The sequence below is a fragment of the Streptomyces sp. NPDC002276 genome, assembly GCF_053891435.1.
In genome coordinates, this window is the sequence record NZ_JBSFCQ010000018.1 from 154,926 (window position 1) to 174,842 (window position 19,917).

18 protein-coding genes are annotated in these 19,917 nt (G+C 71.5%); 13 read left to right on the forward strand and 5 right to left on the reverse strand.

Annotated features, from left to right (window positions below):
* Positions 1-77: 77 nt before the first annotated feature.
* On the reverse strand, positions 78-1,286 hold the full coding sequence (locus ACWIHT_RS36480; RefSeq protein ID WP_456172660.1) for a Rieske 2Fe-2S domain-containing protein: 1,209 nt from the start codon (positions 1,284-1,286) through the stop codon (positions 78-80).
* Positions 1,287-1,519: 233 nt separating this feature from the next.
* Between ACWIHT_RS36480 and ACWIHT_RS36485 the strand changes: the two genes are divergently transcribed.
* Complete coding sequence (locus ACWIHT_RS36485; RefSeq protein WP_456172662.1) at positions 1,520-2,473, forward strand: quinone oxidoreductase family protein; 954 nt, start codon at positions 1,520-1,522, stop codon at positions 2,471-2,473.
* A gap of 28 nt (positions 2,474-2,501) precedes the next feature.
* Here the strand turns inward: ACWIHT_RS36485 and ACWIHT_RS36490 are convergent, their stop codons facing one another.
* On the reverse strand, positions 2,502-3,263 hold the full coding sequence (locus tag ACWIHT_RS36490; RefSeq protein WP_456172663.1) for a DeoR/GlpR family DNA-binding transcription regulator: 762 nt from the start codon (positions 3,261-3,263) through the stop codon (positions 2,502-2,504).
* Between the two features lie 89 nt (positions 3,264-3,352).
* Here ACWIHT_RS36490 and ACWIHT_RS36495 point away from each other — a divergent pair, with 89 nt between their 5' ends.
* Both ACWIHT_RS36495 and ACWIHT_RS36500 read left to right on the forward strand, forming a co-directional pair.
* Positions 3,353-4,534: an MFS transporter gene (locus ACWIHT_RS36495; RefSeq protein ID WP_456172664.1), complete on the forward strand. Its 1,182-nt coding sequence runs from the start codon at positions 3,353-3,355 to the stop codon at positions 4,532-4,534.
* 64 nt (positions 4,535-4,598) lie between these two features.
* Positions 4,599-5,300 (forward strand): HAD family hydrolase, encoded by a 702-nt coding sequence (locus ACWIHT_RS36500; RefSeq protein WP_456172666.1) that lies wholly within the window; start codon positions 4,599-4,601, stop codon positions 5,298-5,300.
* On the opposite strand, the gene ACWIHT_RS36505 is transcribed toward ACWIHT_RS36500, so the two are convergent.
* Together ACWIHT_RS36505 and ACWIHT_RS36510 are read right to left on the reverse strand one after the other, a co-directional pair.
* Complete coding sequence (locus ACWIHT_RS36505) at positions 5,221-5,628, reverse strand: acyl dehydratase (RefSeq protein WP_456172667.1); 408 nt, start codon at positions 5,626-5,628, stop codon at positions 5,221-5,223. The genes ACWIHT_RS36500 and ACWIHT_RS36505 overlap by 80 nt on opposite strands.
* Positions 5,625-6,110, reverse strand: a complete 486-nt coding sequence (locus tag ACWIHT_RS36510) for an FAS1-like dehydratase domain-containing protein (protein WP_456172668.1) — start codon at positions 6,108-6,110, stop codon at positions 5,625-5,627. The genes ACWIHT_RS36505 and ACWIHT_RS36510 overlap by 4 nt, the downstream gene beginning before the upstream one ends.
* A gap of 126 nt (positions 6,111-6,236) precedes the next feature.
* On the opposite strand from ACWIHT_RS36510, the gene ACWIHT_RS36515 reads away from it, so the two are divergent.
* From ACWIHT_RS36515 to ACWIHT_RS36550, 8 genes are all read left to right on the forward strand, one after another.
* Entirely contained in the window at positions 6,237-7,115 is an 879-nt protein-coding gene (locus ACWIHT_RS36515) for an alpha/beta fold hydrolase (RefSeq protein ID WP_456172669.1), read from the forward strand.
* Between the two features lie 43 nt (positions 7,116-7,158).
* The gene (locus ACWIHT_RS36520) at positions 7,159-9,471 is read left to right on the forward strand and encodes a CoA transferase (RefSeq protein WP_456172670.1); all 2,313 of its coding nucleotides are present in this window, start codon (positions 7,159-7,161) and stop codon (positions 9,469-9,471) included.
* Complete coding sequence (locus ACWIHT_RS36525; RefSeq protein ID WP_456172672.1) at positions 9,468-10,985, forward strand: AMP-binding protein; 1,518 nt, start codon at positions 9,468-9,470, stop codon at positions 10,983-10,985. The genes ACWIHT_RS36520 and ACWIHT_RS36525 overlap by 4 nt, the downstream gene beginning before the upstream one ends.
* 50 nt (positions 10,986-11,035) lie before the next feature.
* Positions 11,036-11,473 carry a Fur family transcriptional regulator gene (locus ACWIHT_RS36530; protein WP_456172673.1) on the forward strand — a complete coding sequence of 146 codons (438 nt, stop codon included), beginning with the start codon at positions 11,036-11,038 and terminating at the stop codon, positions 11,471-11,473.
* A gap of 34 nt (positions 11,474-11,507) precedes the next feature.
* The gene (gene katG / locus ACWIHT_RS36535; RefSeq protein WP_456172674.1) at positions 11,508-13,718 is read left to right on the forward strand and encodes a catalase/peroxidase HPI; all 2,211 of its coding nucleotides are present in this window, start codon (positions 11,508-11,510) and stop codon (positions 13,716-13,718) included.
* A 122-nt stretch (positions 13,719-13,840) separates the two neighbouring features.
* The gene (locus ACWIHT_RS36540) at positions 13,841-15,430 is read left to right on the forward strand and encodes a serine/threonine-protein kinase (RefSeq protein WP_456172675.1); all 1,590 of its coding nucleotides are present in this window, start codon (positions 13,841-13,843) and stop codon (positions 15,428-15,430) included.
* A 9-nt stretch (positions 15,431-15,439) separates the two neighbouring features.
* Positions 15,440-15,892 carry a flavodoxin family protein gene (locus ACWIHT_RS36545; RefSeq protein ID WP_456172676.1) on the forward strand — a complete coding sequence of 151 codons (453 nt, stop codon included), beginning with the start codon at positions 15,440-15,442 and terminating at the stop codon, positions 15,890-15,892.
* Positions 15,893-16,005: 113 nt separating this feature from the next.
* The gene (locus ACWIHT_RS36550) at positions 16,006-16,236 is read left to right on the forward strand and encodes a chaplin (protein WP_456172677.1); all 231 of its coding nucleotides are present in this window, start codon (positions 16,006-16,008) and stop codon (positions 16,234-16,236) included.
* Positions 16,237-16,318: 82 nt separating this feature from the next.
* On the opposite strand, the gene ACWIHT_RS36555 is transcribed toward ACWIHT_RS36550, so the two are convergent.
* Positions 16,319-16,963 (reverse strand): hypothetical protein, encoded by a 645-nt coding sequence (locus ACWIHT_RS36555; protein WP_456172678.1) that lies wholly within the window; start codon positions 16,961-16,963, stop codon positions 16,319-16,321.
* Between the two features lie 262 nt (positions 16,964-17,225).
* On the opposite strand from ACWIHT_RS36555, the gene ACWIHT_RS36560 reads away from it, so the two are divergent.
* Both ACWIHT_RS36560 and pgm read left to right on the forward strand, forming a co-directional pair.
* Complete coding sequence (locus ACWIHT_RS36560) at positions 17,226-18,146, forward strand: SGNH/GDSL hydrolase family protein (RefSeq protein ID WP_456172679.1); 921 nt, start codon at positions 17,226-17,228, stop codon at positions 18,144-18,146.
* 115 nt (positions 18,147-18,261) lie between these two features.
* Entirely contained in the window at positions 18,262-19,902 is a 1,641-nt protein-coding gene (gene pgm, locus ACWIHT_RS36565) for a phosphoglucomutase (alpha-D-glucose-1,6-bisphosphate-dependent) (protein ID WP_456172681.1), read from the forward strand.
* Positions 19,903-19,917 lie beyond the last annotated feature (15 nt).

Sequence of the window (19,917 nt, forward strand, 5' to 3'; positions counted from 1 at the left end):
GAAGCGCTTCTTCGCGAGTGGCAGCCCGATCGCGATCCCCACTCCGATGAGCAGGGTGAGCAGTGTGCGGCCCATGGTCAGGCCTCCTTCCCTTCGGTGCCCGTACCGGCGAGCTTCTTGCCGTACTCCTCCTCGCTGAGGTTCCGCCAGGCGGTCAGCGAGATGTCGGGGCGGTAGAGCTTCTCCGGGGGAGCGTCGGTGATGTCGACCATCCAGGCGTCCTGGCCGGAGAACTGGCCGTGGAACAACCAGCGGATCGCACCGAGGTACTTGGCGTAGAAACGCAGCGTCTCCCAGCCCTCGGTGAAGTTGACCATCACGCCGACATAGCGGTGGTTGTCCTGGTCGACGGGGACGTAGAACTCGTAGTGGATGAAGTTCGGGTACGCGATGCGCAGCACGCCCGGCATCGACAGGGACGCGAAGCCGGGGAACTCCTGGGCCTCGATCGTCTCGTTCACCTTGTCGGGCTTGCCCGTGTTGCCGATGTTGAAGGTTTCCTTCGGCGGCTGGGCCTTCCACCAGCGTTTGTTGGTCCAGCGGCCGACACCGGGGAAGTCCGCCTCCCAGTACACCTCGTCCTGCACCCGGAAGATCCAGCGGCCCTTGGGCACGATCCGGGTGATGTTCCAGGTCGGCATCGGCTTGAACAGGCGCCAAAGTGCCGTGCGGTGCAGGTACTTGGCGTGTCCCTCGTCGAAGCCGTTCTCGCAGGCGAAGCGCCAGTTGCCGCTGCGCGGGTCGATCCGGCCGCCCATCACGAAGGCGTTGGAGACCAGCTCCTCGGGCAGCTGCGAGTCGATGGAGTGCGGTTCCTCGTCGGCGAGGGGGATGTACACCCACACCATGCCGAGCCGCTCCTCGACCGGGTACGTCCGCACCGAGACCTTGCCGGTCAGCCGGCAGCCGGGCCCGTCGGTGATGACCGCGGCGAGCTTGCCGGTGGGCAGGTCGAAGGTCCAGCCGTGGTACGGGCAGCTGACCGTGCCGGGGAACTGCTGGTTGCCCTCCGAGAGCGGGACACCGCGGTGCGGGCAGCGGTTGTGCAGCGCGTACGCCGTGCCGTTGTCCCGGATCAGGGTGATCTTCTCGCCGCAGATCGTGAACGGGAGCGGATCGCCGGTGATCTGGCTGGACCAGGTGACCGGGTACCAGTAGCCGCGGAAGCCCGAGCCCGCCGCGTCGTAGTGGGGCCACGACTTCCAGTCCTGGCGGCCGGGCTCACCCGCTGGTCTGCGGCGGCTCCGGACCGGTGGCTGAGAGTCGGGAGTGTCGTCGACCGTCATCGTGGGCGTCCTCCTGCTGCCGGGTGAGCTGTGAGCCGAGCATGCGGCGGGCGGCGGGATCCGCCCAAGGGACCCGGTCCACTGAGCAGACCGTGCCCTCGCGTCCCGTTCAGCGGACCCGCGTCGCTGCGCCGGGACGGCCCGCCGTTCTACCGTGCGTGGATCGCCGGGCCGCACCGGATCCGGCCGCGCCCCGCGGGGCGTCGCGTCCCGCGTCGATACGGAGTGAGCTTGTGACGACCGCCCTGTCCCGCGCCCTGGTCCTGGAGAGCTTCGGCTCACTGCCCCGTCTGGTGGAGCGCCCGGTGCCGGAGCCCCGGCCCGGCCACACCCTGGTACGGATGCGGGCGGCCCAGGTGGGCCACCTCGATCTCAACGTCGTGGACGGCAGGTTCGGGATCCTGCCCGACCTGCCCGCCGTACCGGGCACCACCGGATGCGGGGTCGTCCTCGCCTCCGACACCCACCCCGAGGGCGCCCTCGTCCGGCTCGGCGGCAAGGGTCTCGGTATGCGCCGGGACGGCTGCTGGGCGGACCACGCACTGGTGCCGGACGCCGCCGTGGAGGTCGTGGCGGAGGGTACGGACCCCGCCCTGGCGTGCAGTTGGTTCTCACCGGCGGGCACGGCGTGGGCGGCCGTGCACGCGGTCGCGCACGTACAGCCCGGGGAACGGGTGCTCGTCACGGGCGCGGCGGGCGCGGTCGGGGCGCTGACCGTGCAGGTCGCCGCGCGGGCCGGGGCCGAGGTGGTCGGCGTGGTCGGACGTCCGGCCAAGCTCGCCCACGTGCCCGCGCCCGCCAAGTCCCTGCTGGCCGCCGACCTGTCCGCGGAGGCGGTGGGCGGCCCGGTCGACGTCGTCATCGACACGGTCGGCGGACCGGTGCTCCGAGACGCCCTTCCGCTGGTCCGCCCGCGCGGCCGGGTCGCGCTCGTCGGCTACACCGCCGGACGCGAATTCACCGTCGACCTCGCGGACTTCCTCCTGGCCGACGTGTCCCTGCTGCCGGTGAACCTGATGACCCGGGGCAAGGAGGTCGCGGCGGACGCGGAGGCACTGCTGGCGGATCTGCGGACGGGGGCGCTGACCCTGGAGATCGAGCGCCACGGACTGGACGGGTTCGCGGAGGCCGCCGATCGGCTGCGCAGCGGGGAGGCCGTGGGCAAGGTGGTTCTCGAACTGGACTGAGGCGACCCCGCGCCTCGGGGCAGCCCCGTCACACGACCTTGACGACGACACCCGCGCCTTCGAGCGCCGTCACCTCGTCGGCGGGCACGGTGGTGTCGGTGACGAGGGTGTGCAGCAGCGTGGCGGGGCCGACGTGGGCGAAGGCGGTGTGGCCGAGCTTGCCGCCGTCGGCGGCGACGACGATGCGGCGCGAGGAGGCGATGCCCGCCTTCTTCACGGCCGCGTCGTCGAGGTCGTAGGCGGTCAGCCCCTCGGCCGCGCTCAGCCCGCAGCAGCCCATGACGGCGGTGTCGAAGCGCAGGGCCGCCAGCGACGCGAGGGTGAGCAGGCCGGTGAGTGCTCCCTCGGCGGCCCGGGGCTGCCCGCCGGGCACCAGCAGGGTGGCCGGACCCGGGCTCTCGCCGAGGACGTGGACGGCCTGCAAGGACAGGGGCATCACGGTGACCGGCCGCCGGCGCAGCAGGTGGGCGACCTCCAGGCAGGTGGTGCCGCTGTCGAGGAGGACGGTCTCGCCGTCGGCGATGAGCGCGGACACCTCGGCCGCGATCCGCCGCTTGGCCTCGACGGACTCGTGCGCCCGCAGCGCGAACGGCGGTTCCTCGCCCCGGAGCAGCAGGGTGCGCGCACCGCCCCGGACGCGTTCGAGGACGCCCTGCGCGGCCAGTGCGTCGAGGTCGCGCCGGATGGTCATCTCGGAGGCGCCGGTTAGTTCGACGAGTTCCTGGACGGTGATCCGGCCCGTCTCCCTGACGGCCTGCGCGATGGTCCCGTGCCGGTCTGCGTTGCTCATGGGGCGATTGAACACCAGCCGAAACGAACATTCAATGTGTGCGAACCGCCAGTATTCAATCACTCTACATGTTCGTTACGGTGGATCTCATGAATGATTCGCTTCGACGTGCCCGCATCGCGACCTTTGTCTACTTCAGTCTGTGCGGCACGCTGATGGGCACCTGGGTGGTGAACATCCCCGCTATCGAGGAGCGCGTGGGCATCACGCACGCGACGCTCGGGGGACTGCTGGTGCTGCTCGGGCTCGGAGCCTTCATCGGCATGCAGGTGGCCGGACCCCTGACCGACCGGCTCGGGGCGCGCGTCGTCGTCCCCGCCACCGGTGTGCTGTGCGGCGCGGCCCTGGTACTGCCCGGCCTGCCCCGCGACCCGTGGACGCTGGCCGGTGCCCTGCTGGTCTTCGGGTTCTGCAACGGCTGCCTGGACGTGAGCATGAACGCGCACGCCGTGCATGTGGAGAAGGCGTACGGCAGGCCCGTCATGTCGGCCTTCCACGCCACGTTCTCGGTCGGCGGCGTCCTCGCCGCACTCGTCGGAGCGGCCACGGCGAGCGCGGGCCTGAGCCCGGCCACGGGCATGGCCGCCATGGGTGTCCTCGGCATCGCGACCGCTCTGCTATCGGCACGCGCCCTGCTGCCGACCACCCCCAGAGCGGAGACCGAGCCGGTACCGGCCCCCGGGCGCCGCCGCACCGGCCGCCGCATCTGGATCCTCGCCGCCCTGGCCCTGATGGTCATGCTGTGCGAGGGAGCCGCCAACGACTGGAGCGCGCTGCACCTGAAGGACGTCCTCGACGCACCCGCGAGCACCGCCGCCTTCGCCTACGGCACCTTCGCCGCGACCATGACCATCGGCCGACTCCTCGCCGACCGCCTGGCCGCCCGGTTCGGGTCCATGGCGATCCTGCGCCACGGCGCCACGACGGCCGCCGTCGGCATCACGGTCGTGACCGTCTCCCCGTGGATCTGGGCCGCGTTCGCGGGGTGGGCGCTGTTCGGTCTTGGACTGTCCGGCTGTGTCCCGCAACTGTTCAGCGCGGCCGGGCACGCCGACCCCTCCGCCGCCGGGGCCAATGTCTCCCGCGTCGCCGGGCTCGGCTACGTCGGCATGCTCGCGGGCCCCGCCGTCATCGGCTGGCTCACCCACGTCGTCGCGCTGAACCACGCCTTCGTGCTGCTGATCCTGCTGTGCGCGATCACCGCCGTGGCCGCCGGAATCCTGCGCACCGGATCCGACCGGGCGCCCGAGCCGGCACACAGCGGCCCCTGACCGCCTGTGCGGCACGGCTCACTCCGTGCCGCACAGGCCCCCGGAACCCGGAGGAACCCTCGCCATGCCCACCGACCGAAGCATCGTCCTGTTCGACCTCTTCGGAGTCATCGCCCGCCATCAACGCCCGGGCGCCCTGCGGCAGATGGCCGCCCGCTGCCACACCCCCACCGACGCGTTCACCGAGGCCTACTGGGCCTGCCGGCCGCCCTACGACGCCGGTCACCAGTCCGCGCCCGAGTACTGGACCGCCGTACTCCGATGGCTGTGCAGGCCCGTCGACGCCGACACCGTCGAGGAACTGCGCCGCACCGACATCGACAGCTGGTCACGCGTCGACGACTCGATGGTCGCCTACGTCCAGTCCCTCCGCGATGTCGCCGAGGTCGCCCTGCTGTCCAACATCCCCTCGGACCACGCGGACGCCTTCCTCGCGGCGCAGCCCTGGCTGCACCGGCTGGACCACGTGGCCTTCTCCGGGAAGATCAAGGCGGCGAAACCGGACCCGGCGGCCTTCGAGCACTGTGTCCTCGCCCTGCGCGCCGCCCCGGCCGACTTCCTCTTCGTGGACGACCGGGAGGAGAACGTACGCGCCGCGCGGGCCGTGGGCATGAACGGCCATGTCTTCACCGACCGCGCCGAGTTGGCGGCCGTCATCGACGCCTGGTTGCCCGCTGGAGCGGCTCTCACCCCAGGACGATCACGGCCCGCCCCCGGCAGCACACCACGTCACCGGAACCGCAGCGCTCGACCAGGTCGAGAGTGATCTCACCGTCGACTCCGCCTACCGCACGCACAGTTCCGGTCACCACCAGCCGCTCTCCCACGCCGGCCGGCGCCCGGTTCTGCCACTCCACCTCCCGTACCTGCCCGCCCTCGCCCGCGAACTCCGCGGCGGCGCGATAGAACAGACAGCCGTGCAGCTGAGCCATGACGACCGGCCCGGCCAGCCCCTCCGAGCGGGCGAACTCCGTGTCGTAGTGGATGCGATGGGCGTTGCGCGTGACCGCGCCGAACCGCAGCAGGGTGATCGCGTCGGGAGTCGTTCCGACCGGCAACACGGCCTGTCCGACAGTGATGTGACGGTCCGTCATCGAACGATGAACCTCTCCGTGACCTCGACCAGCGTCCCCCGCACCGAGCCGTACACCTTCTCCACCGTCAGCAGCACGAACCCCTCACCACTGCCCTTGCGCTCCACGGCGGTCAGCGCGCGCCGCAGTTCGATCCGGTCGCCGGCCCGGGCCGCCGCGATCCAGCGCACCGCCTGGCCGCCCGCCATCAGCCGGACCCCGAGCCTGTCGGTGCCGGGCACCTCGTCGCGGTACATGCCGTCCGGCCGGAACTCCGACGCGTCCGCCCCGGGCGCCCCGCGCAGCAGGCTCACCACATACATCGGATGCACGGCGAAGTCGGCGTGACCGGGATCGACGAGACGCGGCGCGCTCTCCCCGGCCGCCCGCGCGAACTCCGCCGCGTCCTCGGCCCGTACGACCCCCAGCGACCGCCGCTCCCACGTCCCCAGGGACGCCCGGGCCCGCTCCTCGACCAGCTCCAGCTCGGCGTTCCGGAACATGGCTGCCTTCTGTCCTCATCCAATGCCCGGACGCTAAGGACCGCCCGCCCCCGGCCGCCACGGATCCGGCCCGCTCAGCGGACCGTTCCGCTTGGGCGGAGATCGCCGCCGTCCCACCATCGGGACATGGACCTCATGGACATCCAGCCCCCGCCGGAGGGCGCCTACGCGGAAGCGGACGGCGTCAAATACCACTACGTCGAACTGGGGGAGGGCGGCCCCACGGTCAGCCCCACCGTCTTCCTGCACGGAGGCGGCCCCGGCTGCACCGGCTGGTCGGACTTCGGACAGGTGGCCCCGCTGTTCGCGAAGGACCGCCGCTGCCTGCTCGTCGACATCCTCCAGTACGGCAAGTCCGCCAAGCCCGTCATCGAGGGCCCCATGTGGGACTACCACGCGGCCAAGACGGTGGCCCTGCTCGACGAACTCGCCATCGACCGCGCCGACTTCGTCTGCAACTCCTGGGGCGGCACCATCGCCCTCAACCTCGCCGCCAAGTACCCCGACCGCGTACGGTCGTTGGTCATCACCGGCAGCATGCCCGTCTTCTACGGCCCGCTCGCGCCCCTCCCGGAGGGCGGCCGACGCGGCCGTAACGCCCGGGACGTGTACTACGGCGGCACCGGCCCCTCGTGGCAGAAGATGCGCGAACTCATCGCCCGCCTGGAGTGGTTCGACCCGGACGCCATCCCCGACGGCACCGTGACCCTGCGCTACGAACAGAGCCTGGACCCCGAGGAGACCGCCCTCGCCGGCGCCTCCGACAACCCGCGCGGCGACTGGCAGGACCTCACCGCCGAACTCGGCCTGATCGCCGCGCCGACGCTCTTCGTGTGGGGCATGCAGGACGCGTTCCTGACCCCGGACTACCCGCTGATGCTGGCCCGCATGATCCCCAAGGGCAACCTGCACGTGATGAGCGAGGCCTCCCACCACCCGCAGGAGGAACGGCCCTACGACTACCACAGCGTCGTCACCGGCTTCCTGAACCAGCAGCACAACTGACCTCGTAGGACCGACTGTAGGACCGACTCTCCGGGGAGGAGACGTGAGCGAGACCGTGCCGCGCGTCGTTGAACTGCCCAGCCCCTTCACCCGGTTCGCCGGCCGGCTGCTGGTCGGACTCGGCTACGAGGTCGTACTCGTCGAACCGCCGGAAGGCGACGGGACGCGACGCGAACTCGACGGTGACGCCTTCGTGCACTGGCACGCCGGCAAACGGTCGGTCGTCCCCGCCTCGCCCGAGGACCTGCGCGCCCTGCTGACCACCGCCGATGTGCTGCTCGACGGGAGTCCGGGCGGCGCGGAGGCGCTCGCCGCCGGGCTCGACGACCTCGTGCACGTCCGCGTCACCCCCTTCGGGCTGGTCGGCCCGCGCGGCGACTGGCAGGGCACCGACCTCGTGGTGGCCGCCCTCGGCGGGATGCTCGCCCAGGTCGGCGACCCCGACGGCCCGCCACTACGGCTCCCTGAGCAGCAGGCGGAGCAGCTCGCGGGCGTCAACGCGGCGATCGCCGTCCTGCTCGGCCTGCGGGCCCGCCGCACCGGCCCGGGACAGCTGATCGACGTCTCCGCACAGGCCTGCGTGGCCGCCGCCCTGGAGGCCGGAACCCTCGCCTATCTGCACGAGGACCGGGTGCCGCCACGCCCCGGCCGCGTCCACCCGCTCGTCCCGCACGGCCTGTTCCGGGCCGCCGACGGCTACCTGGGCGGGGGGCTCGGCGGCAGTCCGCGCATGTGGGACGCGCTGCTGGAGTGGCTGCGCGAGGAGGGCGCGGCGGCCGACCTCACGGAACCGCGCTGGCAGGACCCGGTCGAACGCAAGAAACACCAGGAGCACGTCTTCAAGGTCGTCCAGGACTTCGTGGGCACCTGGCCCAAGGCCGAGTTCGCGGAGCGCGCCCAGGCCAGGAAACTCCCCTGGGCCGCCGTCGACCTGCCCCACGAACTCCCCGACAACCCCCAGCTCGCGGCCCGCGAGTTCTTCACCCGGGTAACGACACCGGAGGGCGAACGCACCGACCTGGGCTTCCCGTTCGCGTTCCCGGAAGGCCACCGGGTACGGGAGTTGGAGGTCCGGGGCGTGGGCGCGGACCAGGAACTGCTGCGCACCGGACCGCCCGCCGGACGCCCGGCGTGGAAGGGCACCGCACAGCCCGCCCTGCACGGCATCCGCGTCCTCGACCTGACCTGGGTCCTGGCGGGCCCCTACTGCACCAAGATCCTCGCCGACCACGGCGCCGACGTCATCAAGGTCGAGTCCGCGGGCCGCCCCGACCCCACCCGCTTCGCCCCCTTCATGCACCTCTCCCGCGGCCCCCACACGGACCCGAACACCAACGGCTACTTCAACGAGGTCAACCGCAACAAACGCAGCATCGCCCTCGACACCCGCACCGCCGACGGCGTCACGGTGCTGCGCGAGCTCATCGCCCACTGCGACGTCCTCGTGGAGAACTTCAGCTCCACGGTCATGCGCAAACTCGGCCTGGGCTACGAGGAGTTGCGCCGGATCAACCCCGGACTCGTCTACGTCAGCATGTCGGGCATGGGCCACACCGGACCGCGCAACGGCTGGGTGTCGTACGCCGACACGGTCTCCGCGAGCGGGGGTCTGACCGCGCTCACCGGCTGGGGACCGGACGACGTGGTCGGGGTGATCTACGGCCACGGCGACATCGTCGCGGGCCTCCAGGCCGCCCTCGCCACGGTCGCCGCACTGGAGCACCGGTCCGTCACCGGGCGCGGACAGCACATCGACCTGTCCCAACTGGAGGCGATAGCGGCCCACATGGGCACCAGCCTCCTCGGCGGCCCGAAGGTGACACCGGCCGGCAACACCCACCCGAGCTGGAGCCCGCAGGGCGTCTACCGCTGCCTCGGCGCGGACCGCTGGCTGGCCGTCAGCGTGCGCGACGACACGGAGTGGGCCGCGCTGTGCGAGGTCATCGGTGGACCCGAACTCGCCACCGATGAACGGACGTTGACGGCCGACGCGCGCAGACACGCCACGGACCTGGTCGACGCCGTGCTGGAGGAGTGGACCCGCACGCTCCCCGCCGACGTCGCCGCCGAGGCGCTCCAGGCCCACGGCGTCCCGGCCGGAGCTGTCCAGGACGGCCGTGAACTCGTCGAGCACGACCCGCAGTTGAGGGCCCGCGGCTTCTATGTGCGCAAGGAGCACCCGGTCGCGGGCGCCTTCCTCCACGAGGGCATCCCGATCCGCCTGACCCGCACACCCGGCGCGATCCGCGAGGCCGCGCCCGTCCTCGGCGCGGACACCGACGCCGTACTGGAAGAGGTGGCCGGGTTCTCGGCGGAGCGTGTCCAACAGCTCCGGGAGGCCGGAGTCCTGCGGTGACCGACACCGTCCCCGGCCTCCTCGACGCGGCGGCCGGGGAGTTCGGCGAACGGACCTTCCTGCGGATGGGGGACGTGACCCGGACGTACGCGCAGACCCGGATGGCCGCGGCCACGATGGCGGGCGCGCTCGCGGAACGCGGCTGTCGGCCCGGGGACCGTGTCGCCGTCATGGCGGGCAATCGGATCGAGTTCGTCGACCTCGTCATCGGCTGCGCCTGGCTGGGCGCGGTGCTGATCCCGCTCAACACCGGGCTGCGGGGCGGCGGACTCCGGCAGGTGCTGCGCGCCGCGGAGCCTCGATTCCTGCTGGTGGAGGAGGAGTTGGCGGAGCGTGTCGTAGCGGCCGGATTCCAGGGGGAGTTGTGGGTCGTCGGCGGGGACGACGTTCCGGCGCCGGGCAGGACGCCCGCCGTGGCAGCGGCTCAAGTGCGCCCGGACGACACGGCGTTCGTGCTGTTCACGTCCGGTACCACGGGGGCGGCGCGCGGGGTGCGGTGCCCGCACGCGCAGACCGTCTGGTGGGGACGTAACGTCTCCGACTCGCTCCGCCTCACCGCCGACGACGTGCTGTACACCTGCCTGCCGCTGTTCCACACCAACGCGCTGAACACCCTCGCGCAGGCCATGGCGGTGGGAGCGAGCTGTGTGATCGACGAGCGGTTCTCGGCCTCGCGGTACTGGGGGCGGGTGGCCCGGACCGGGGCGACCGTCGTCTATCTGCTGGGCGCGATGGCGCCGATGCTGCTCGCTCAGCCGCCGGGCCCCGCCGACCGTGCGCACCGGGCCTGGCGCGGGCTCTCCCCGGCCACCCCGGCATCCGCGTGGGAGCCGTTCCGCGAGCGGTTCGGGGTCACGCTCGTCGACGGGTTCGGGTCCACGGAGACGAACCTCGTGATCGGGTCGACGCCCGAGGAGCAGCGGCCCGGCTACGTCGGCACCGTGCGCGAGGGCTTCTCCGCGCGTGTGGTCGACGAACTGCTCGACCCCGTCCAGGACGGAGTCCCCGGCGAGCTGCTGGTCCGCAGCGCACACCGATTCGCCTTCTGCACCGGCTACTTGGGAGAACCCGAGCCCGGACCGACCGCGTGGCGGCGCACCGGCGACCGGGTGGTGCGCGAGCCCGACGGCTGGTTCCGGTTCGTCGACCGGATCAAGGACGTCATCCGGCGGCGCGGCGAGAACGTCTCCTCGCACGAGGTGGAGTCCGTCGTCCGCGCACACCCGGCGGTCGCCGACGCGGCGGCCTTCCCGGTGCCCTCGGAGCTGGCCGAGGACGAGGTCATGGTCGCGGTCGTGCCCGCGCCCGGGCGGACGCTGGACCTCCGGGACCTCGTACGGCACTGCGCGCAGGAGCTGCCTCCCTTCGCGGTGCCCCGCTACCTCGACACCGTCCGTGAGCTCCCGCTCACCGAGACCGGCAAAGTTCGCAAGGCCGCGTTGCGGGAACGTGGAGTCACCGCCACGACGTGGGACCGCTCCACATCGCCCACCCCGGCACGACATCAAACTTGAACCATTTGTTTTCTTGAATCACTCGTGTTTATGGCTGTAGGTTGAGCGCCATGACCGCATCCCCGCCTCCGACCACCGCCGAGGAGCTGCGCGGTGTCGGCCTGCGGGTGACGGCAGCCCGCGTCGCACTGCTGGAGACCGTTCGGCACGGTGACCACCTCGATGTCGAGGCCGTCGCCTCCGGCGTCCGTGACCGTGTGGGACACATATCGCTCCAGGCCGTCTACGACGCCCTGCACGCGCTGACCTCGGCCGGACTCATACGCCGTATCGAACCGGCGGGCAGTCCCGCCCGCTTCGAAGGACGCGTCGGCGACAACCACCACCACCTCATGTGCAGGTCGTGCGGTGTCGTCGCCGACGTCGACTGCGCGGTCGGCGAGGCACCCTGCCTGACCGCCTCCGACGACCACGGCTTCGCGATCGACGAGGCCGAGGTCATCTACTGGGGCCTGTGCCCCACCTGTACCACCGCCCCCAGTTCCTGAGTCACGTGATCCACCCCGTTTTGGAAGGATTCCCATGTCTGAGAACCACGACGCAATCGTCACGGACGCGAAGTCGGAGGATGCCGGGGGCTGCCCCGTCGCGCACGGGCGCGCCGCGCACCCCACCCAGGGCGGCGGCAACCGTCAGTGGTGGCCGGAGCGCCTCAACCTGAAGATCCTCGCCAAGGACCCGGTCGTCGCGAACCCGCTCGGCGCGGACTTCGACTACGCCGAGGCGTTCCAGGGTCTCGACCTCGCGGCCGTCAAACAGGACATCGCCGAGGTACTGACCACCTCGCAGGACTGGTGGCCGGCGGACTTCGGCAACTACGGCCCGCTGATGATCCGGATGGCCTGGCACAGCGCCGGCACCTACCGCATCAGCGACGGCCGCGGCGGTGGCGGCCGCGGTCAGCAGCGCTTCGCGCCGCTGAACAGCTGGCCGGACAACGTCAACCTGGACAAGGCCCGCCGTCTGCTGTGGCCGGTCAAGAAGAAGTACGGCCAGTCCATCTCCTGGGCCGACCTGCTGATCCTCACCGGCAACGTGGCGCTGGAGACGATGGGCTTCGAGACCTTCGGCTTCGCCGGTGGCCGTGCCGACGTCTGGGAGGCCGACGAGGACGTCTACTGGGGTCCCGAGACCACCTGGCTGGACGACCAGCGCTACACCGGCGACCGCGAGCTGGAGAACCCGCTCGGCGCCGTCCAGATGGGCCTCATCTACGTCAACCCCGAGGGCCCCAACGGCAACCCGGACCCGCTGGCCGCGGCCCGCGACATCCGTGAGACCTTCCGCCGCATGGCGATGAACGACGAGGAGACCGTCGCCCTCATCGCCGGTGGCCACACCTTCGGCAAGACCCACGGCGCGGGCCCGGCCGACTCGGTCGGCGACGACCCCGAGGCCGCCCCGCTGGAGGCGGTCGGCCTGGGCTGGAAGTCCTCCTACGGCACCGGCAAGGGCGGCGACGCCATCACCTCCGGCCTTGAGGTGACCTGGACCACCAAGCCCACCCAGTGGAGCAACGACTTCTTCGACATCCTCTTCGGCTACGAGTGGGAGCTCACCCAGAGCCCCGCCGGCGCCAACCAGTGGGTGGCCAAGGACGCCGAGGCGATCATCCCCGACGCCCACAGCGACGCCAAGAAGCTCCCCACGATGCTCACCACCGACCTCTCGCTGCGCTTCGACCCGATCTACGGCGAGATCTCCAAGCGCTTCCACGAGAACCCGGCCGAGTTCGCGGACGCCTTCGCCCGCGCGTGGTTCAAGCTCACCCACCGTGACCTGGGCCCGAAGTCCCTGTACCTCGGCCCGGAGGTCCCGTCCGAGGCCCTGCTGTGGCAGGACCCGCTGCCGCAGGCCGAGGGCGAGAGCATCGACGCCGCCGACGTCACGGCCCTCAAGGCGAAGATCCTCGCCTCGGATCTGACCGTCTCGCAGCTCGTCTCCGCCGCCTGGGCGTCCGCGTCCACCTTCCGCGGCAGCGACAAGCGCGGCGGCGCCAACGGTGCCCGCATCCGCCTGGAGCCGCAGCGCGGCTGGGAGGCCAACGACCCCGACCAGCTCGCCCAGGTGCTGCGGGTCCTCGAAGGCATCCAGCAGGAGTTCAACTCCGGCGCCAAGAAGGTCTCCCTGGCCGACCTGATCGTCCTCGGCGGTGCCGCCGCGGTCGAGAAGGCCGCCAAGGACGGCGGCGTCGACGTGGAGGTCCCCTTCACGCCGGGCCGTGTCGACGCGACCGAGGAGCACACGGACGTCGAGTCGTTCGCCGCGCTGGAGCCGGCTGCCGACGGCTTCCGCAACTACCTCGGCAAGGGCAACCGCCTCCCCGCCGAGTACCTGCTGCTCGACCGGGCCAACCTGCTCACGCTGAGCGCCCCCGAGCTGACCGTCCTCGTCGGCGGCCTGCGCGTCCTGGGTGCCAACCAGGGCCAGTCCACCCACGGTGTCCTCACCGACAAGGCCGGCACGCTGACGAACGACTTCTTCGTCAACCTGCTCGACCTGGGCACCACCTGGTCGTCCACCTCCTCGGACCAGCAGACCTTCGAGGGCCGCGACGCCTCCGGCGCCGTCAAGTGGACCGGCACCCGTGCCGACCTGGTCTTCGCCTCGAACTCCGAACTCCGCGCGCTCGCCGAGGTGTACGCGAGTGACGACGCGAAGGCGAAGTTCGTGAACGACTTCGTCGCCGCCTGGGCCAAGGTCTCCGACCTGGACCGCTTCGACCTCGTCTGAGCCTGAGTCCCAAGGGAACGCACCACTGACGTCCGGGTCGGCCCTCACGGGTCGGCCCGGACGTTTCTCAATCACCGAACGCGCGGCACAGCAGTGCACGTTCGTCACATAAGCTCCTCCGCATGAACGAGGGGGACACCGACAGACGGATCGTCGACGGCCGCTTCGAGCTGGAGTCCCGGCTCGGCGGCGGAGGCATGGGCACGGTGTGGCGCGCCCGCGACCTGCTGCTGCACCGCCATGTCGCCGTCAAGGAGGTCCGGCCGCCGGACGTCGACCTCGCGGAGTACGACCCCGGCGCGGCCGAGATGCTGCGCCAGCGGGTCCTGCGCGAGGCGCGGGCGCTGGCCCGGGTCGAGCACCCGAACGTGGTGACGATCCATCACATCGTCGACGGCGGCGAGGGCACCTACCCGTGGCTCGTCATGGAACTCGTCCAGGGCGGCTCGCTGGCCGACCGGTTGGAGCGGGGACCGATGGCACCGGCGGAGGCTGCCCGGCTCGGCTCCGGAGTGCTCGACGCCCTCAACGCGGCACACGAGGCGGGCGTCCAGCACCGTGATGTGAAACCCGCCAACGTCCTGCTGCGCACCGACGGCCGCCCCGTCCTCACCGACTTCGGCATCGCCGCGATCCGCGACGCCACCGCCCTCACCGCCACCGGCTCGATCATCGGCACGCCCGACTACATGGCCCCGGAACGCGTCTCAGGCCACAGCGGCGGCCCGGCCGCCGACCTGTGGTCGTTGGCGATGATGCTGTACGTCGCCGTCGAGGGCCACCACCCGCTCCGGCGCGGTACGACGCTGGCCACCCTGGCCGCCGTACTCCAGGAGGAGGTCCCGCCTCCGGTGCGGGCCGGGGCACTGACGCCGGTGCTGTCGTGCGTGCTGGTGCGTGATCCCGAGGCGCGGCCGGATGCCGGGACGGTGGCGCGGATGCTGGCCGCCGCCGCGGCCGGGCCGGTGGTTCGCGGCCCCGAGACCACGTCGTACCCGCTCGCGCCTCCGGCCGCGCCGGTGCTGCCTGTGTTGCCGACCACCGGCGACATGCAGGTGGCCCGGCGACGCGGGCGACCGGTCGTCGCGGTCGCCTCCAGCGTCGTGGGCGTACTGCTGATCGGGACGCTCGCCTGGAAGGTGCTGCCGGGCGGGGACAGCGGCGACAAGGGCGATGGGGTGGGGTCCCTGGGTACCGGACAGACGCAGCAGAGTTCACCCACCGCCACGCCTTCCCACTCGGCCTCCGCGAAGGCCACCGACCTGCTCACCCCCAACGGCATTCGTACCGCGATCAAGGCCATTGAGAAGGAGTCGGGACGGGACAGCTTCGGCAACCTGAGCGTCTATCCCGAGTACGTCTCGGCGGATGTCATGGTCAAGGGCAGCAAGACCAAGTACGACTCGTACACCTACCGCGTCGGCAGCGGTGTCGAGGAGGGCATCATCAAGAGCACGTTGTCGGACGGACATGAGCCGTTGGACCTGGAGAAGTTCGACTGGGACGCCGTCCCCGCCCTGCTCACCCGTGCGGGGAAAGACCTCAAGGTGAAGAAGCCCACGTCTCGTTACCTGCTGGTCCAGGGTCTGTGGACGACCTTCGACGAGCCTGCCCACATGTCCGTCTACCTGAGCGACGACTACGGGTCGGGCGGTTATCTGGAGGCCAGTCCCCAGGGCAAGGTGACCAAGGTGATGCCCGCCGACGGGTAGGTTCCCCTCGTGCCCACCCTCCTGATCGTCCATCACACCCCCTCGCCCAACTGCCAGGCGATGTTCGAAGCCGTCGTCTCCGGAGCCACGGACCCGGAGATCGAGGACGTGCGGGTCGTACGCCGTGCCGCGCTGTCCGCGACCGTGTCGGACGTGCTGGGGGCCGACGGGTATCTGCTCGGTACGCCCGCGAACCTCGGCTACATGTCCGGCGCGCTGAAGCACTTCTTCGACCAGGTCTACTACCCATGCCTGGACGAGACGCGTGGCAGGCCCTTCGGGTACTACGTGCACGGCGGGAACGACGTGACGGGAGCCGTGCGCGGTATCGAGGCGATCACGACCGGGCTGGGCTGGCGGCGCGCCGCGGACCCGGTCACGGTCACCGGCGAGCCGGACCGGGCCGGAGTCGAGGCCTGCTGGGAACTGGGGGCCACGGTCGCCGCCGGGCTGACGGCCTGAGCGGGCGGCCTGAAGGTACGGCCGCCACCCGTTCGGCGGCCGAAGAGTGTCGTGACCCCCCGGAGCACCGTCAGCGTGGAGGGACATGCCCCTCCGAATGACAGGAGTTCTCCATGAGGAAGCGTCTGACGGCCGCGGTGGGTCTGGCGGGTGCGGCGTTGCTGCTGTGCGCGGGTACGGCGAGCGCGGACCCCGACCCGGTCGGTACCGCCGTCGGCAGCCCGGGCGTGCTCTCCGGAAACGTCATCCAGGTGCCGATCGACCTGGACCTCAACGTGTGCGGCAACACGATCAACGTGATCGGTCTGCTGAACCCGGCGCTGGGCAACCACTGCGAGGGCTGACGAGCCGTACCGTGAACGAGCCGTGGGCCCCGCGCCCGCGGCTCGTTCCGTGTGTCAGGGGACGTGTGTCAGGAGACGTGATTCAGGGGACGTCGGTCAGCCGGTGCAGGGGAGTGCCGTGGGCCCAGCGCCGTAGCCGCGTGCCGTCGATGAGCTGGACGCCGCCCTGCCGGCGCGCCCATCGCACATCACGCCCGCTGAAGGTCCCCCGGTGGACGACGAGCCGGAGATGCGGCCCGGAACCGGCCGTACGTCCCGAGCGCGTCGGCACCTCCTCGTCCGGCAGCGGTTCGGCGACCGGCCGGAAGGCCACCTCCAGACGGTGACCGCGGCGGTCGCGGGCCCGGACCCGGGGTTGACCCAGCGCGTCGGGCCGGGCGAGCGCCCGCCAGCCGTCCCGGCGCAGCATCCGGGACACGGCCAGCGCGAGGCCCTCCACATCCAGATCGGCGATCTCCTCGGGCGTGTAGAAGCCCAGACGGCGACGGGCCAGCGGCCGGTGGTGCACGACCGCGCCCCCGACGGCCACGCCGAGCAGCGCCAGACAGCCGACGAGCGCGCCGGTGCCGAGCGCGCGGTACGCCACGGCCAGGCCGGCCACGATCCCGCACACGACGACGGCCACGACCACCAGCGCGGGCAGCACCTCGCGCAGTCCCGGGCCGTAGCGGCCCTGGGCGCGCAGCGCGCGGATCGTCTCCCGCCGCCTCTGCCGCCTCTGCGTCAACAGGGCCAACTCCCCCCACCCCCAAGCGCGTTGGCGTCTGCGGTAGAGATACCCGTCGGAGGTGGTCCATGTGCGCGCGGAAGGGAACCGGCCACCGAACCGGCCGAACCATTTCGCTGTGTCTTGCCCCTACGGGCAGCCAACTCCTCCCTCCCGACCTCTGGCCCCCGGGGCTACCGACCGGTATACAAGGCCAGTTGAACGAGAGGCGACCGCATCGGGCCCGCCCCGTCGCGTCGGCTCCGACCTGGGGAGGAACTCCATGATCCGTGAGACGCATCCAGCCGCGACGGCGCACCACCGCGGCAGGGCCGTGGCGGTCGCGGCGGCGGTCAGCGGCTGCGCCCTCGTCGTCGCGTCGGCCGCACCGGCGGCGGCACACGACTCGGGCCACGGCCACGACCGCACCACGCAGTACGTGGCGCTCGGGGACTCCTACACGTCGGGCCCGTACATACCGACCCAGGTGGACGCCAACTGCGCCCGCTCCGACCACAATTACCCCTCGGTGGTGACGGCGGACCAGAAAGGGACCGTCCTCAAGGACGTGAGTTGCAGCGGGGCGACGACCGCGGAGATGTGGCAGGCGCAGGGCACCAACCCGCCCCAACTGGACGCCGTACAGCGGAACACGGACCTGGTGACCGTTCAGATCGGCGGCAACGACATCGGGTTCAGCACCATCATCGGCACCTGCGCCAAGCTCAGCGCCACGGACCTGGCGGGCAACCCGTGCCAGCGCTACTACTCCTCTTCGGGCGCCGACCAGTTGGCGCTGACCATCCTCAACACCGCGCCCAAGGTGGCCAAGGTGCTGCGCGCGGTCCACAAGAAGGCGCCGCACGCGCGCGTGCTCGTCGTCGGCTACCCGGACCTCCTGCCCGACGACGGCAGCGGCTGCTACCCCTCGGTGCCGTTCGCCGCCAAGGACTTCCCCTACCTCCGCGACACCGGCAAGCGCCTCAACCTGATGCTCCGTCTGGTCGCCGCGCTCAACGGCGCGGAGTACGTCGACACCTACGGCCCGACCGTCGGCCACGACATGTGCAAGGCGCCCGCCGACCGCTGGATCGAGCCGCTCCAGCCCGCCTCCCCGGCGGCTCCCGCACACCCCAACGCGAAGGGCGAGGCGGCCATGGCGGGCGCCGTGCTGAAGCAGTTGGACAGGCGCCACCGGTACTGACGGACAGCGGAGGTCCGGGTTTTCCACAGGCGGCCGGGGTGTACTCGCGAAACGCGTCCCTGACGAGCAAAGATGGGGCCGTACGCGAAGTCGGTCGACACGGAGGAGCGGGCAGATGCCACACGAGCGAGCGGGCGAACAGGCCCGCGCCGAGGATCTCGTAGACGTGGCCCGACTGGTCACCGCTTACTACGCGCTGCACCCGGACCCCGCCGAGCCGGGGCAGCGCGTGGCGTTCGGCACCTCCGGGCACCGCGGGTCGTCCCTGAACACGGCGTTCAACGAGGACCACATCGCCGCCACCAGCCAGGCCATCTGCGAGTACCGGGCAGGGCAGGGCACCGACGGCCCACTGTTCCTCGGGGCCGATACGCACGCGCTGTCCGAGCCCGCGCAGGTCACCGCGCTGGAGGTGTTCGCCGCCAACGAGGTCACCGTCCTCATCGACAGCGCGGACGGCTACACACCCACCCCCGCGGTGTCCCTCGCCATCCTCACCCACAACCGCGGCCGGACCTCGGGCCTCGCGGACGGCGTCGTGGTCACCCCCTCGCACAACCCGCCCGCCGACGGCGGCTTCAAGTACAACCCGCCGAACGGCGGCCCGGCCGGCTCCGAGATCACCTCCTGGATCCAGGACCGCGCCAACGAGATCATCGCGAGCGGCATGAAGGACGTCCGCCGCATCCCGTACACGCGAGCGCTTGCCGCCCCCGGCACGGGCCGCTACGACTTCCTCGGCACGTACGTCGCCGACCTGCCGAACGTCCTCGACCTGGACGCGATCCGTACGGCAGGGGTGCGCATCGGCGCCGACCCGCTGGGCGGGGCGTCCGTCGCCTACTGGGGCCGGATCGCCGAGGAGCACCGGCTCGACCTGACCGTGGTCAATCCGCTCACGGACCCGACCTGGCGGTTCATGACGCTGGACTGGGACGGCAAGATCCGCATGGACTGCTCGTCGCCGTACGCGATGGCCTCGCTGATCGCGCAACGCGACCGGTTCGACATCGCCACCGGCAACGACGCCGACTCCGACCGGCACGGCATCGTCACCCCCGACGCGGGCCTGATGAACCCCAACCACTATCTGGCCGTGGCCATTTCGTACCTCTACGCCCACCGTGGCCAGTGGCCCGCCGACGCGGGCGTCGGCAAGACGCTCGTCTCCTCCTCGATGATCGACCGTGTCGCCGCCGACCTCGGTCGCCGGCTCGTCGAGGTGCCCGTCGGCTTCAAGTGGTTCGTGGACGGACTGGTCGACGGCTCGCTCGGCTTCGGCGGCGAGGAGTCGGCCGGCGCGTCCTTCCTGCGCCGGGACGGCTCCGTGTGGACCACCGACAAGGACGGCATCATCCTGGCGCTGCTCGCCAGCGAGATCACCGCCGTCACCGGGAAGACGCCCTCGCAGCACTACAGCGCCCTCACCGACCGCTTCGGCACCCCGGCCTACGCCCGGATCGACGCCCCGGCCTCCCGCGAGGAGAAGGCGCTCCTCGCCAAGCTGTCGCCCGCGCAGGTCACCGCCGACACGCTGGCCGGTGAGCCGGTCACCGGTGTGCTCACCGAGGCGCCCGGCAACGGCGCGGCCCTCGGCGGCATCAAGGTGACCACCGCCAATGCCTGGTTCGCGGCGCGGCCCTCCGGCACCGAGGATGTCTACAAGATCTACGCCGAGTCCTTCCTCGGCCCGGACCACCTCGGCCAGGTGCAGGAGGAGGCGAAGGCTGTGGTGGGGGCGGCGCTCGGCGGCTGACCGCAGTGTCGGCCG

Bases quoted from the DNA above. Each gene is read 5' to 3' on its own strand.
- ACWIHT_RS36515 (WP_456172669.1), top strand. From the start codon at position 6,237: ATGGACCTCATGGACATCCAGCCCCCGCCGGAGGGCGCCTACGCGGAA.
- ACWIHT_RS36550 (WP_456172677.1), top strand. From the start codon at position 16,006: ATGAGGAAGCGTCTGACGGCCGCGGTGGGTCTGGCGGGTGCGGCGTTG.
- katG (WP_456172674.1), top strand. From the start codon at position 11,508: ATGTCTGAGAACCACGACGCAATCGTCACGGACGCGAAGTCGGAGGAT.
- ACWIHT_RS36500 (WP_456172666.1), top strand. From the start codon at position 4,599: ATGCCCACCGACCGAAGCATCGTCCTGTTCGACCTCTTCGGAGTCATC.
- ACWIHT_RS36495 (WP_456172664.1), top strand. From the start codon at position 3,353: ATGAATGATTCGCTTCGACGTGCCCGCATCGCGACCTTTGTCTACTTC.
- ACWIHT_RS36540 (WP_456172675.1), top strand. From the start codon at position 13,841: ATGAACGAGGGGGACACCGACAGACGGATCGTCGACGGCCGCTTCGAG.
- ACWIHT_RS36530 (WP_456172673.1), top strand. From the start codon at position 11,036: ATGACCGCATCCCCGCCTCCGACCACCGCCGAGGAGCTGCGCGGTGTC.
- ACWIHT_RS36480 (WP_456172660.1), bottom strand. From the start codon at position 1,286: ATGACGGTCGACGACACTCCCGACTCTCAGCCACCGGTCCGGAGCCGC.
- ACWIHT_RS36510 (WP_456172668.1), bottom strand. From the start codon at position 6,110: ATGTTCCGGAACGCCGAGCTGGAGCTGGTCGAGGAGCGGGCCCGGGCG.
- ACWIHT_RS36505 (WP_456172667.1), bottom strand. From the start codon at position 5,628: ATGACGGACCGTCACATCACTGTCGGACAGGCCGTGTTGCCGGTCGGA.
- ACWIHT_RS36560 (WP_456172679.1), top strand. From the start codon at position 17,226: ATGATCCGTGAGACGCATCCAGCCGCGACGGCGCACCACCGCGGCAGG.
- ACWIHT_RS36490 (WP_456172663.1), bottom strand. From the start codon at position 3,263: ATGAGCAACGCAGACCGGCACGGGACCATCGCGCAGGCCGTCAGGGAG.
- pgm (WP_456172681.1), top strand. From the start codon at position 18,262: ATGCCACACGAGCGAGCGGGCGAACAGGCCCGCGCCGAGGATCTCGTA.